The sequence below is a fragment of the Pandoraea terrigena genome (assembly GCF_902459705.1).
Lineage (GTDB): Bacteria > Pseudomonadota > Gammaproteobacteria > Burkholderiales > Burkholderiaceae > Pandoraea > Pandoraea terrigena.
In genome coordinates this window covers 1-13,615 of record NZ_CABPRU010000013.1, presented here as the reverse complement: position 1 = coordinate 13,615, position 13,615 = coordinate 1, and the positions used below count along the sequence as shown (strand labels likewise).

Genomic DNA, 13,615 nt, shown 5'->3' with positions numbered 1-13,615 from the left:
TCCGAGGGCGGCGTCCAGCAAGCGCGTCTGGCTATTGGGAGAGATCATCCAGTCCGACATTCTTCGTGCGAGGTCCGAATACTCCGATGGAAACCATAACGACGACCATCGCGCCCGCGATGAATGTGAAAACCCCGACAACGCCAAATTGATTAAGAATCCGCGCGATAAAAAATGCGCTGAATATGGCGGAAAGTCGGCTCCACGAGTACACGAAGCCGACGGCTCGAACGCGTATGCTGGTCGGAAATAGTTCCGTCTGATACGCATGGTAAGTGAAGGAAATCATGTTGCCAGCGAGCGTCAGGCAGACGCCCATCATGATCAGAAGCGCGGGATCGCGGAGCTGACTGAAGAGAAGTCCGCACACGACATTGGCGGCGCTGAGCGCGACGATGACGGTCTTCCGTTCGAACTTATCCGCGATCAAGAGTCCGAGCAGCGGACCTATTGGGGCGGCGATGGCGATCAGGCTCGAATACAGCAAACTGTGTGTGACGGTGACACCTTGCTTCATCAGAAGCGTTGGCACCCAGCTTGCAAATCCGTAATAGCCCACTGTCTGGAAGATGTGAAACACCATCATCATCAACGTGCGTCGACGATAGGGCGGTCGCCACATATCCGAGAAGCTCGCCTTGTGCGCGATGGTATCGGACGCCACGGGGTTCGGTAATGGCGCGCGATACTCTTGCGAAACCTTCTGCTCAATGTTGCCAAGGATGGCGTTGGCCTCTTCGATGCGTCCTTTTTGCGCCAACCATCTCGGACTCTCGGGAAGATGGAGGCGCACCCACCAGATAAGAATGCCGCCGTGCGCGCCGAGCAACACGACCCAGCGCCAGCCTTCAAGGCCGAGAAGGGTGCGTGGAACCAGCACGAAGGAAATGAAGGCCACGATGGGAACCGCACTGAATCCGATAGCTTGACCTACGGCAAACGCGCGACCCCGGATGTGCTTCGGCACGATTTCCGACATATAGGCGCCGATTGTCACCAACTCGACGCCCAACCCGATGCCGGCGAGAAACCGCCAGGTGTTCAGGCCGACGGCGGTCGTCTGGAATGCCATGATGGCGTTCGAGGCGACGTAGCCCAGCAGGGCGTACGTGAATATCGCTCGCCGCCCGTACTTGTCGGCAAGGAAGCCGCAGGCGATCGTGCCGACGAAGAGGCCGCAGAACAACGCGGCGATAAAGCTAGCAACTCCCGTGGTTCCGAATAACCCATGCGTTGCCGTGGTAAGTATTCCCTGCTTGACCAGGCCTGGGGCGATGTAGCCCGTGTACATCAAGTCGTAGATCTCGAAGAAATACCCAAGGCTTAGCATCAACACCATTTTCCAGATGGTTCTGGTAGCGGGTAGACGATCCAGGCGTGCGGAAATTTCTGCGACGCCAAGACCGTCGGATGCCATTGTCGGTGACAGGTGGATTCCAGGACTACTAACGATGCCATCGGTTTCGGCGGCAAGTTCCAAGGTGCTTGGTGATTTCATTCGCGTCTCCTGGCCTGAATAGTTCAGGCTCTGCTTTTAGTGTGGTGGCGCCCGTGGCACGTGTTTCGGTTCGCCAAAATGCTCCCGGGTGGCGCAATCTAACCGGCAGGTGTGAGGGAGCGCTTGTATCGCGCGCCTTTGGCGGCGTAGTCCGACGCGTTGGCCTTCAGATTTGATATTTCTGTGTCGGTCAACATCCTGGCAACTTTTGCGGGCGTGCCGACAACGAGGGCATTGTCGGGAAAGGACTTTCCTTCGGTCACGAGCGCGCCCGCGGCAACCAGGCAGTTTTCGCCAATGACGGCGCCATTGAGCACGATTGCCTGGATGCCAATCAGACTGCCCGCTCCGATTCTGCAACCATGGAGCATTGCCTGATGCCCGATGCTCACCCCCTCGTCAATCACGATGGGATAGCCGGGGTCCGTGTGTAGAACGGCCCCCTCCTGGATGTTGACGTTCTTGCCCACTCGAATCGATTCGTTATCGCCGCGCAATACCGCGTTGCTCCAGATCGTCGACCCGCAGTCGACCCGCACGTCTCCAATGACGGTCGCCCCAATCGCGACGTACGCGGATTCGTCAATGTCGGGACAAAGGTCGTCCAATTTCAATAGGTTCATGTGGCGCTCTCAAGTGGTGCGAAGGGAGTCCCCGCGCGTCGTCCCGTGGGATTTAGGATCGTCTAGTCACGCCCGATCGGCTTGGCGCCCGACGTCAAAACGCCGGCGCGTTCGAGTTGTCCAATTTGTTCGGCGTCGTATCCCAGCGTACTGAGAACGGACAGGGTGTCCTCCCCAATCGACGGAATATGGCGGCGAGGCTGCAATCTCGCGCCATCAATGGAAATGGGCAGGAGTGGCATGTCGGTTTCGGTGCCGTCCTCAAGGCGGAGCTTGACGAGTCCGCCACTGGCCTTCAGGTGAGGGTCGTCGAAAAGTTGCTCCGGGCGCGTGATCGCCGCGAAGGGCACGCTGCCGAGTTCAAGGGCTGTCGCGAGTTCTTCGGCGCTTCGCTGCCTCAGCGCGTCGGCCAGAATGGGAATCATCCAGTCTCGCGAGAGAACGCGATCGTTATTGGATTGGAGACGCACGTCCGATACCAGGTCGGGCAGCTTCAGGATCTCGCACAGCGATTTCCATTGCGCGTCACCGGTGGCCGCGACGAACATTTGATGCGAGTCCGCAAGCGCGAATACGTCATAGACGGCCCATGCGTTGATGCGCTCCGGCATTGGGGCGGCCGCTCTCCCCGTCACCACGAATTGCTGCATATGCTGGGCGGCGAGCAGTACGCAGTTCTCGAAAAGGGCTGACTGCACCTGCTTTCCGCATCCCGACTGCTTGCGGTCGATGAGTGCGGCAAGTGCTCCAATCGCGCCAAACATTCCGCCCATGATGTCGTTGACCGAGCTGCCCGCTCGAAGCGGACGGCCGACGGGGCCTGTCATGTAAGCCAGTCCGGCCATCATCTGGACGACTTCGTCCAATGCCAGGCGCTTGTCATAGGGTCCGTCGAGGAACCCCTTGTGCGATACGTAAACGATGCGAGGATTGCGCTCGCGCAGCGATTCGTAGTCGATCCCAAGCGCTGTCATACGTCCTGGTCGAAAGTTCTCGACGAAGACGTCCGCAGTGTCAAGAAGGCGCAAGAGCGCACCGCGGCCCCCCTCGGTGTCGAGGTCGATTGCGACACTCTTCTTGTTTCGATTGAATGTGCGGAAAAAGCCGGCACCGGCACCGAGGAGCCGGCGCGTGGCGTCGCCCTTTGGCGGCTCGATCTTGATGACTTCGGCCCCAAGGTCGCCGAGAATCATGCCGCATGTCGGCCCCATGACCATGTGTGACATTTCGACGACGCGGATGCCGTCAAGCGGGAGCTTTGGGTGTTGCTGGTTCGCGTCTTGTGCGCCGGCGTTCATTGTGGAAGCCCTCGTGAACTATGGAGAGGCAGTAGCGAGTCATGAAGAACGCCAGGGCGGGAAATATAGCCGTACAGGGGCTCGCCCGGAAGGTGCTCGGCGAGAACGTCGCGCGCCCGGAGCATCGCTTCGAGGTCGATGCCGGTTTCAAAGCCCATGCTATGGAGCAGGTACACGAGGTCTTCGGTCGCGACGTTGCCAGTGGCGCCGGGCGCGTGTGGACAGCCACCCAGACCGGCGAGCGAGGCGTCGAATTCTCGAATGCCGTGGTCTAGCGCGACAACGGCATTGGCCAGTGCTAACCCTCGGGTGTCATGAAGGTGAAGGCTGGGCACCTTGTCCTCTGCGCGCGGGAGGAGCATCTCCAGCAATCGGCGAACGTGAGTTGGCGTGGCGTGGCCGGTGGTGTCGCCGAGCGCAATTGCGTCGGCGCCGGCCTGGATGACTTTGTCGACGATGTCGCGCACGTCGCGCTCGGGGATATAGCCTTGATACGTGCACCCGAAGACAGTGGACAGACCCGCGACGACTCGCGTGCCGGACCAGGACGGATCGCTGTCGCGAAGTTCGCGCATCCGCCGGAACTCGTCGATCATCTCGTCCGGCGTTTTGCGTACATTCGCCAGGCTATGTTTCTCGCTGACCGAAATCGGAGCGACGATGCGATGAACCCCCGCTTTCAGTGCGTTTTCTGCGCCTCGAAGGTTAGGTGCAAGGGCTGTGACGGTGAGGTCTGGATGTCGAATGGCGAAATCGACGATTTCAGTGGCGTCTGCCAGTTGAGGCAGTCGTTTGGGCGGCACGAAGGACGTAACTTCCATGTGTCGCACACCGGCATCATATGTCGCGGCGATCCACTTTTTCTTGGCTTCCGTGCACATGACGCGACAGATGCTCTGTAGACCGTCTCTGAATCCGACTTCCTGAACGATAACGTGTTGGGTCTCCCGCATGGTTTCCTGATTCCTTTCTTCGGTCGAACCCCAAGCTTGCCGGGCTGGGCGCGCCAGGACAATCAGCTGCCGGCGATGGCGGCCATCGCCGTGTGCGATGGCTTGCTGCCCGCGTCCAGCCGTGCTGAAAGCGGTATGGGGGAATCCCTATCAGGGTATCGACTGAGGGTCAGGCGCGCGGCGAGGCGAGGAGGTGGTCGAGAAACTTACGAGCGGAGACTGACATCTGGTCCATCGCTTGGTGGCAGATGATGAATTGACGCCGTGCCCATTCATCCGTCAAGGGAATTTCTCGCAGTTCATACAGGTCGCGATATCGCGGGATCGCTTCGGCGGGGAGCACGGCGAGTCCGAGATTCAGTTGAATCAGCCTGAACGCCGCATCAAACGTCGACACGTTCGCGCGATAGCGAATCTGGCGATGGCTCTCTGCGGCGATGCGTTTTGTCAGCGAACTCACTGCGGCGCTTACCGAAAGACCGATCTGCTCGTACTCTAGCGTATCGGAGAAGGCGAGCGAATCTCTGTTGGCCAGCGGGTGACTTTGATGAACCACCACCGCGAAGTTGTCCGAACGGTATGGGACGATTTCGACTTCTCCGACGCCTACGAAATCGCGACAAATGCCGATGTCGGCGATGCCATCAACGACGTTTCTCACCACTTCGGTGCTGACGCGCTCCTCGAGCACAACGTTAATGCGGCTGTTCTGCCGCAAGAACGCGGCGATCTGTTCCGGTAGAAATTCAATGATGGACGAGACATTGGCTGCGACGCGTACGATGCCGCGAACACCGCTCGCAAACTCGCTCAAGTCAGCATGGAGATTCTCGACGCCGGAGGTCAAAAGCTTCGCGTGGCGCAGGAGGATTTCGCCTGCGGGCGTCACGGTTACCCCGCGCGATCGACGCGTCAGCAACGGTGCTCCGAGCGCGTGCTCCATATCGGCGATTCGCTTACTGACGGCTGCCGCCGCCATTCCCTCGCGGACACTCGCTCGCGAGATGCTCCCGGATTCACATATGGAGATGAACAGGCGAAGCGTCGTTGCATCGGGTTGCCACACGGTCAGTCTCCAAGACTATCGATATCGTTTCAAGATTGGCGTGTATCGGCCAGAAAATCAATGAACGCCCGACTCGCCGCGGAGCACTCGCGGTCCTTGCACCACAGCACGCCGACTTCCAACTGCGGAATGGCGTTCTTCAACTCTCGTGTTTCGATCCGTTTGCCCTCCAGTGACCAGGGTCTGAAGACCATGTCGGACAAAATCGTCACGCCGAAACCATGCGATACGAACGCGCGAACGGCTTCCATTGACCCGGTGCGCAATATCACGTTGGGTTGCAGCTTCTCGCGGCTCCAGTAGCGCATGGACGAGGCTTCGCCTTCGTCCAGCGTAATCATGACGTAAGGATGTTCTGCGACGTCGCGTAGCGTTGGCCGCTCAAGCGCGGCGAGCGGATGCGTCGGCGCGACCCATAGCTTTCGCGGCGAGCGAATGAGGCTTCGATGAGCGAAACGCCCGAGATCCGACACGTTGGAGAGCAATCCTACGCCGACGTCCACATCGCCGCCGAGAACGGCTTTCTCGAGGACTTCGCGGTCCATGTCATGCAACACGAAGCTCACGTCCGGGTAGCTTGCACGGAATCGAGCCAGGACCTCTGGAAGGCAGTACCCCATGACGGCATACGACGCGGCAACGCGAACTACGCCGGATACCCCGCGTGAGCGGGCTCGCGACTTGTAGACGGCATCTTCCAGCGAATCCAGAACGTGACGAGCGTGATTGTAGAAATCGTTGCCATCGAGGGTGACGTTGACGCCGTGCGGATGTCGCTCGAAGAGCTTTGTCCCAAGCGCCCCCTCAAGCGCAATGATGGCAGCGGTCACGGCGGACTGGGACACGTGCTCTTGCGATGCCGCTTTTGATACCTGGCCGCACTCGACCGTGGCGACAAAGTATCGAAGCTGCTTCATTGTGATGTTTTTCATCATCTTAAAATCAGATATCAGGTCACTGAAAATATGATTTTACGATGGGATTGCGCATTCCTATACTCGGCGCAACAGCCGTCAAGACAACGAGGTTGGGAAAGACGGCTTTAACGCGCATTGGCGCAGACGAGCGCTTGCGTGCCTCATCGTCGCCTGCAGACGATGAGGGTGAGATATCGACAGGCACGGTTTTTTAACCACGGGAACGCCAAAACCCCGGGTGATTCGGTCCCTCTTCGGAGGGACTTTTTTTTGCGACGGCACATTTTGCGCCTGGTACAGAAGCGTCCCGAAGCGGAGTTCACTTCATTCACTTGACGATGGCATAGCCTCAGCCAGCACGACACGTCGTTGTTTGGCCAGGCCTGCAAAATGGCGAACCTATCGTGCGGGCCCGGCGCTCGTCATGGTTGATGACCTGGAAGTTCTGGGAAGTGTGCAATCTCTCCTTTGTCGAGCGCGGTAAGCCGTTTATCGTCCCGCTTCAGGCTTCACTCACCAATTCGTCTCACGCTCCGGCGTCGCGGTGATCTTGTGGATGGAGAGGTCGGCGCCGTAGTACTCCTGTTCGTCGTCGAGCCGCAGGCCCACGCAGCGTTTGATCACCCCATACACGACATAGCCGCCGGCGAAGGCGATCACTACGCCCATCGCGGTCCCGGCGAGCTGCGCGAGGAAGCTCACGCCCCCGACGCCCCCGAGCGCCGTCTGTCCGAATATGCCGGCGGCCACGCCGCCCCACACGCCGCACACGCCGTGCAATGGCCACACGCCGAGCACGTCGTCGATGCGCAGACGGTTCTGCGTCACCGTGAACAGCCACACGAACAGACCCCCCGCAACCGCGCCGACGACGAGCGCGCCCAGCGGATGCATCACGTCCGATCCCGCACACACCGCAACGAGCCCCGCGAGCGGACCGTTGTGGATGAAGCCGGGGTCGTCCTTGCCAACCCACATCGCGACGAGCGTGCCGCCCACCATGGCCATGAGCGAGTTCACGGCAACCAGCCCCGAGATGCCCCCCACGCGCTGTGCACTCATGACGTTGAAGCCGAACCAGCCGACAATCAGGATCCACGCGCCAAGCGCCAGGAACGGAATCGACGACGGCGGATGCGCGGCCACTTGTCCCTGGCCGTTATAGCGTCCCCGGCGTGCGCCGAGGTGCAGCACCGCGGCCAGCCCGATCCAGCCGCCGACGGCGTGCACGACCACCGAGCCCGCGAAATCGTGGAACGGTGCGCCGAGCGCGTGCGTGAACCAGTTCTGAACCCCCAGATGGCCGTTCCAGGCGATGCCCTCGAAGAACGGATAAATCACGCCGACGAGGAAGAACGTCGCCACCGACTGCGGATGAAACTTGGCGCGCTCGGCAATGCCGCCGGACACGATGGCCGGAATTGCCGCCGCGAACGTCAGCAGGAAGAAAAAGCGAACGAGCGCGTAGCCGTTGTGCTCGGAGAGCACCGTGGCACTCGACCAGAAATCGACGCCATACGCGAGCGGATACCCGATGAAGAAATAAGCGAGACCCGAGACCGCGAAGTCAGTCAGGATCTTGACGAGGGCATTGACCTGGTTCTTCTTTCGAACGGTGCCAAGTTCGAGAAACGCAAAGCCAGCGTGCATGGCAAGCACCAGGATCGCGCCGAGCAGAAGAAACAGCACGTCGCCGGGTGTATTGGAATTGGGCATGAATGTGCTCTTTTGGTGCAAACATGAAGAAGAACGATGATAAGCAAGAGTGATGCCAGGATTTCCTACATCATTGATTTTCAGTAATATTTTATCTATTGATGTGGAATTTGCCGTCGCGGGTTGCACGCTCATGGTGCCGTGAGGCGAGCCGATGAGCGAAGTTCGTGCATCGACGTGAGTCGCGCCGACCGAAAAACTCGGAAAGGGTGTGCGACCGTTCATGCGATGCGTCACATGTACCTGCGGTATAGAATCTGACGGTCTCGCGGGGCCATGCGACTCCCCGGTGTCGACCATACCGGGCCGCCGGCCACGCCATCATGCGATGACAACACCACCGACATAAGCGCCATCACGCGCCAATCACTTAGGAAATCCAATGATCTTTGAAATTGCCCAGATCGAAGTGAAGCCCGGCACCGAAGCCGCGTTCGAGCAAGGTGTCGCCAAGGCGGCGTCGTTGTTCAAGGGTTCGAAAGGCTGCCACGGCATGCGGCTGCTCAAGTCCATCGAGCAGCCGACGCACTACAGCCTCGTCGTGACGTGGGAAACGCTCGAAGACCACACCGTCCACTTCCGCAACTCGGAAGCGTTCCAGCAATGGCGCGCGCTGGTGAGCGACTGCTTCGCGGCACCGCCGAACGTGGGCCACGTCACGGAAGCACTGATCGGCTTCTAAGGGCGACACGGATCAAGCGCATCAAGCGTGGCAATGCAGGCGGTGAGGGAACGCGTTTCCCTCACCGCCTTTGTCTTTCATGCGACGAGGAGAGGTGACGAGAACCTAGGGTTAACTCGGTGGAAACAATCTAAAGTTTTCAGATAACATGCAAACCAGAAAAATATCGGACGACATGACAGGATGACGACGAAGCCCAGGACCTTGACCGAGCAGGTCGCGCAGCAGTTGCAGGATGCGATCCGGCAGGGCGTCCACCCGATCGGTGCCAAGCTGCCGACCGGAAAGCAACTCGCCGAGACTTACGGCGTGAGCCCGGCCGTGATTCGTGAAGTGACGGAGCGTCTGCGCGCGCAAGGGTTGATCGACAGTCGGCAGGGCGCAGGCGTGACGGTGAAGGCACGCACGCCGTCGAGCGGCTTCCAGGTGCCGGCCGGGCAAGACGCCGCCGATCTCGCGAGTGTCTACGAGCTGCGTCTCGATCTGGAAAGCACGGCCGCCGCGCTCGCCGCCGTTCGTCACACCGACGAGGACATTCGCCGGCTTGCCGGCATCCTGGAAAAACTCGAGGCGAACCTGTATCACGCCGACAACGGCGTCGAGTACGACACGGCGTTTCATGCCGCGATTGCGCGTGCCACGCACAACCGTTACTACGCCGATCTTCTGCAGTACCTGAACCTGCAAATGCGGCAGGTGGTGCAAGCGGCGCGCTCGAACACGCTGCGCCACGAGGGACTCGCCGCCCAGGTGCATCAGGAGCACGTGGCGGTGTTCAACGCCATCAAGGCGCGCGATCCGCTGCTGGCGCGGGCGGCGTCGCTCTCGCACCTGTTGCGCGCTTCCGCGCGTCTCGGCCTGACGCTGCCCGGGCGCGACATCATCACCGGCGCCATCGCGCCGACCCGTCCCTGACCCGTCGTCAGATGCCGTCTTCCGCACCGTAACCCCCGACGCGCGAACCTATGCCCCTTACTGCCTTCGCTCAACGCCTTGTCGACGCCGTCGGCGCCGACTGTGTTTTCACCTCGCCCGACGACCTCGCGCCGTGGCTCACCGACTGGCGCGGCATGTATCACGGCAATGCCCAGGCAGTCGTGCGTCCGCGCGCGACGGAAGACGTCGCGAAGATTCTCTCGCTGTGCCAGAGCACGCGCACGCCGGTCGTGCCGCGCGGCGGCAACACGGGGCTGTGCGGTGGCGCCACGCCTGACGCGTCCACGCAGAACGTGGTGCTCAGTCTCGATCGCATGAACGCCGTGCGCGGTCTGGACACCATCGCCAACACGCTGGTCGCCGAGGCCGGCTGCATTCTCGAAGACCTGCAGCGCGCCGCGCGTGACGCGAACCGCCTGCTGCCGCTCAGTCTCGCGGCCGAGGGCTCGTGTCAACTTGGCGGCAATCTCGCCACCAACGCCGGCGGCGTGAATGTCGTGCGCTACGGCATGACGCGCGAACTGGTGCTCGGCGTCGAAGCCGTGCTGCCTAACGGCGAGATCCTGCATGGCCTGCGAACGCTGCGCAAGGACAACACCGGTTATGACCTCAAGCAGTTGCTCATCGGCTCGGAAGGCACGCTCGGGGTGATCACCGCAGCGGCGTTGCGGCTGTACGCGCCGACCCCCGTGCGCCAGGTGGTGATTGCTGCGGTCACGTCGCCGCGCCAGGCGCTGGCCTTGTATGAGTGGCTGTTTGCGGCCTGTGGCGCGCGTATGCAGGCGTTCGAGTTCTTCACGGGCGAGTGCGTCGACCTGGTGATGGCGCATGTGCCTGACGTGCGGGCGCCATTCGGCGAACGGCACCCGGGTTACGTGCTGGTCGAACTGGCCGACACGGCGGACGAGCAAGCGCTGGCCGCCTTGCTGGAGCGTGTGATCGAGACGGCCATCGAGCGTGATCTGTGCGCCGACGCGGTGGTGTCGTCCACGCTCGGGCAGGTCGAGGCGATGTGGAAGCTGCGTGAGGAGATCTCCGAGGCTCAGCGTGCGGACGGTCCGCACCTCAAGCATGACGTCTCGCTGCCCATCGAAGCGATTCCGGATTTCATGACGAGCGCCGAAGCGCGCGTGCGGCGCGTGTGCCCGCAGGTGCGCCCCTTCATCTTCGGGCATTTCGGCGACGGTAATCTGCATTACAACCTGTCGCGCCCTGCTGGCGAGACGGCGGACTTCATGGCGAAGCACGGCGAGGCGATCACCGCCGAAGTGCTCGACGAAGTGGCGCGTTACGGCGGCAGCATCAGTGCCGAGCATGGTATCGGACAGCTCAAGCGTGCGTCCTTCGCGAAGTACAAGTCACCGCTCGAGTTACGGTTGATGCACGAGATCAAGGCCGTGTTCGATCCGGCCGGCATCATGAATCCCGGCAAGCTGCTGTAAGCGCCTGCTTTCTACGAGTGCCGGCGTTCCGGGTGCTCGATCTGTTCCCCCAGCCTGCGCCCGATGTTCCGGGCGTCGCCCTCGCCCCCTTGAGGAGTCGATATGATTGCCACCCCCGCGGCCGGAGCGCCGCTGTGCCTCGGCCCGCTGCCAGAGATCGATCCGCCGTCGTTCGCGGTGCCGTTCGGCGCCGTCGACACGCACGCGCATGTGATTGCGGCGAGCGATGCGTACCCGATGGTGCCCGAGCGTAGCTATACGCCGCCGCCCGCGCCCGAAGACAAGTACCTCGCGATGCTCGATGCCACCGGCATGACGTACGGCGTGCTTGTGCAAATCAGCGTCTACGGCACGGATAACCGCTACCTGCTCGAGACGTTGCGCCGGAATCCCGACCGTCTGCGCGGTATCGCGGTGGTTTCGCCGGAGGTGACCGACGCCGAACTCGAAGCGATGCACGCGGCGGGCGTTCGCGGGTTGCGCATCAACGTGCTGTTCGGCGGCGGCATCGGCTTCATGGCGATGGAGACGCTCGCGCATCGCATCAAGGCGCTTGGCTGGCACATGCAGTTCCTCATGGACGTGAACGCGCTGCCCGAGCTGATGCCGCGCATGACCAAGTTACCGGTGCCGGGCATCGTCGATCACATGGGGCACACGCCGGTGGCGCCGGGGCTCGATGCCCCTGGCTTTTCCGCGCTGCGCTCGCTTGTGCGCGATCACGGGTACTGGGTCAAGCTCTCGGGCGCCTATCGCATCAGCGAGCGCTACCCGACGTTCGACGACGTCACGCCGTTCGCGCAAGCGCTGATCGAGGACGCTCCCGATCGCATGGTCTGGGGTAGCGATTGGCCGCATGTGTCGCTTACGCGCATGCCGAACACCGGTGCGTTGCGCAATCTGCTGCCGCTGTGGGCGCCCGACGCCGACACGCGTCGTCGGATTCTCGTGGACAACCCGGCGCGTCTTTACGGTTTTCCGGCAACGGCCTGATGGACTGACCTTGCCGTCACTGGCGGGCGTATCGCGCGCCGTCGCACGAACAACACTTCAACGCACTTCAAAACGTCTAGAGGAGACAAGATGGACTGGTATCGGCAGATGAACAAGACCGAGCGGCGCACGTTTGTCGCCGCGTTCGGCGGCTGGGCGCTCGACGCGCTCGACTTCATGGTGTTTACCTTCGTCATCACGACGTTGATCACCCTTTTCAATATCGACAAGGCACAGGCCGGCATGCTGGCCACTGTGACCTTGTTGTTTTCGGCCATCGGCGGGTGGCTGGCGGGCATGCTCGCCGACCGTTTCGGGCGCGTGCGCATCCTGCAAGCGACGATTCTGTGGTTCTCCGTCTGCACGGTCCTGATCGGCTTTGCGCAGAGCTTCGAGCAGATCTTCGTGCTGCGCGCGTTGCAGGGGCTGGGCTTTGGCGGCGAGTGGGCGGTGGGGTCGGTGCTCATGGGCGAGATCGTCCGCACCGAGCATCGCGGACGCGCCGTCGGCACTGTGCAAAGCGGCTGGGCCATCGGCTGGGCGGTGGCGGCGCTGTGCTACACGGCGTCGTTCTCGCTGCTGCCCGAGGCCTATGCCTGGCGCGTGCTGTTCTGGATTGGCGTGATCCCGGCGCTGTTCGTGCTCTTCATTCGGAAGAACGTGCCGGAGCCGGCGCTGTTCGAGCGCACACGCAAACAGGAGGCCTCCGCGGCCAAGCGCACCTCGCCATGGGCGATTTTCTCGCCGTCGCTCATCAAGACCACGGCGCTTGCCGCGCTGCTGTGTACCGGCGTGCAGGGCGGATACTACGCCGTGACGACATGGCTGCCCACGTTCCTGAAGACGGAGCGTCACCTGTCGGTCATCGGTACCGGTGGCTATTTGCTGGTGATCATTCTGGGGTCGTTCATCGGCTATCTGACTGGTGCCTATCTGACCGACCGTCTGGGACGGCGTGCCAACCTGCTGATTTTCGCCGTGCTGTCGGGGGTGACCATCTATGCCTATACGCAGCTTCAACTGAGCAATGACCAGATGCTGATCCTCGGCTTCCCGCTGGGGTTCGCGGCGTCGGGCATTTTCAGTGGCATGGGCGCTTACCTGACCGAGCTGTTTCCGTCGGCGGTGCGTGCCAACGGACAAGGCTTCACGTATAACTTCGGGCGCGGTTTCGGTGCCCTGTTCCCGAGTCTGGTCGGTTATCTGGCCAAGTCCAGCGGGCTTGGCGCGGCCATCGGCATGTTTGCCGGCGGTGCCTATCTTGTCGTGCTGATCACCGCCCTCCTGCTGCCTGAAACGAAAGGGCGAGAGATCGAGTAAGGTCGTACGTTTGCCGGGGGGCGAGAGCGGTCGTCGTGGTCCGCCGCCCGGGTTTTCCGAATCAAGGGAGTTCCGCATGAAGGTGCTTGTCCCCGTCAAACGGGTAGTGGATTACAACGTAAAGGTTCGCGTGAAGAGCGACGGCAGTGGCGTCGACATTGCGAACGTGAA

At 61.5% G+C, this 13,615-nt stretch carries 12 protein-coding genes and 1 pseudogene; 6 read left to right on the top strand and 7 right to left on the bottom strand.

Annotation, left to right across the window (positions count from 1 at the left end; genetic code table 11):
* Window positions 1-31: 31 nt before the first annotated feature.
* The 7 genes from PTE31013_RS20715 to PTE31013_RS20685 form a co-directional block, all read right to left on the bottom strand.
* On the bottom strand, window positions 32-1,498 hold the full coding sequence (locus tag PTE31013_RS20715; RefSeq protein ID WP_150614531.1) for an MFS transporter: 1,467 nt from the start codon (window positions 1,496-1,498) through the stop codon (window positions 32-34).
* 98 nt (window positions 1,499-1,596) lie between these two features.
* Entirely contained in the window at window positions 1,597-2,121 is a 525-nt protein-coding gene (locus PTE31013_RS20710) for a gamma carbonic anhydrase family protein (protein WP_150614530.1), read from the bottom strand.
* A gap of 62 nt (window positions 2,122-2,183) precedes the next feature.
* Complete coding sequence (locus PTE31013_RS20705) at window positions 2,184-3,419, bottom strand: CaiB/BaiF CoA transferase family protein (RefSeq protein ID WP_150614529.1); 1,236 nt, start codon at window positions 3,417-3,419, stop codon at window positions 2,184-2,186.
* Window positions 3,416-4,372, bottom strand: a complete 957-nt coding sequence (locus PTE31013_RS20700) for a hydroxymethylglutaryl-CoA lyase (RefSeq protein ID WP_150614528.1) — start codon at window positions 4,370-4,372, stop codon at window positions 3,416-3,418. The genes PTE31013_RS20705 and PTE31013_RS20700 overlap by 4 nt, the downstream gene beginning before the upstream one ends.
* A gap of 169 nt (window positions 4,373-4,541) precedes the next feature.
* Window positions 4,542-5,438, bottom strand: a complete 897-nt coding sequence (locus PTE31013_RS20695) for a LysR family transcriptional regulator (RefSeq protein WP_150614527.1) — start codon at window positions 5,436-5,438, stop codon at window positions 4,542-4,544.
* 29 nt (window positions 5,439-5,467) lie between these two features.
* On the bottom strand, window positions 5,468-6,373 hold the full coding sequence (locus tag PTE31013_RS20690) for a LysR family transcriptional regulator (protein ID WP_150614526.1): 906 nt from the start codon (window positions 6,371-6,373) through the stop codon (window positions 5,468-5,470).
* 495 nt (window positions 6,374-6,868) lie between these two features.
* Entirely contained in the window at window positions 6,869-8,071 is a 1,203-nt protein-coding gene (locus PTE31013_RS20685) for an ammonium transporter (protein ID WP_150614525.1), read from the bottom strand.
* 382 nt (window positions 8,072-8,453) lie between these two features.
* On the opposite strand from PTE31013_RS20685, the gene PTE31013_RS20680 reads away from it, so the two are divergent.
* The 6 genes and pseudogenes from PTE31013_RS20680 to PTE31013_RS20655 all read left to right on the top strand — a co-directional run.
* Window positions 8,454-8,753, top strand: coding sequence for an antibiotic biosynthesis monooxygenase family protein (locus PTE31013_RS20680; protein WP_150614524.1), 300 nt, complete (start codon window positions 8,454-8,456; stop codon window positions 8,751-8,753).
* 183 nt (window positions 8,754-8,936) lie between these two features.
* Complete coding sequence (locus tag PTE31013_RS20675) at window positions 8,937-9,668, top strand: FadR/GntR family transcriptional regulator (protein ID WP_150614523.1); 732 nt, start codon at window positions 8,937-8,939, stop codon at window positions 9,666-9,668.
* Window positions 9,669-9,718: 50 nt separating this feature from the next.
* On the top strand, window positions 9,719-11,131 hold the full coding sequence (locus PTE31013_RS20670) for an FAD-binding oxidoreductase (RefSeq protein ID WP_150614522.1): 1,413 nt from the start codon (window positions 9,719-9,721) through the stop codon (window positions 11,129-11,131).
* Between the two features lie 102 nt (window positions 11,132-11,233).
* Window positions 11,234-12,124 (top strand): amidohydrolase family protein, encoded by an 891-nt coding sequence (locus PTE31013_RS20665; protein WP_150614521.1) that lies wholly within the window; start codon window positions 11,234-11,236, stop codon window positions 12,122-12,124.
* Between the two features lie 90 nt (window positions 12,125-12,214).
* Complete coding sequence (locus PTE31013_RS20660) at window positions 12,215-13,444, top strand: MFS transporter (protein WP_150614520.1); 1,230 nt, start codon at window positions 12,215-12,217, stop codon at window positions 13,442-13,444.
* 76 nt (window positions 13,445-13,520) lie between these two features.
* Window positions 13,521-13,615, top strand: a pseudogene (locus PTE31013_RS20655) (electron transfer flavoprotein subunit beta/FixA family protein); the annotation flags it as partial.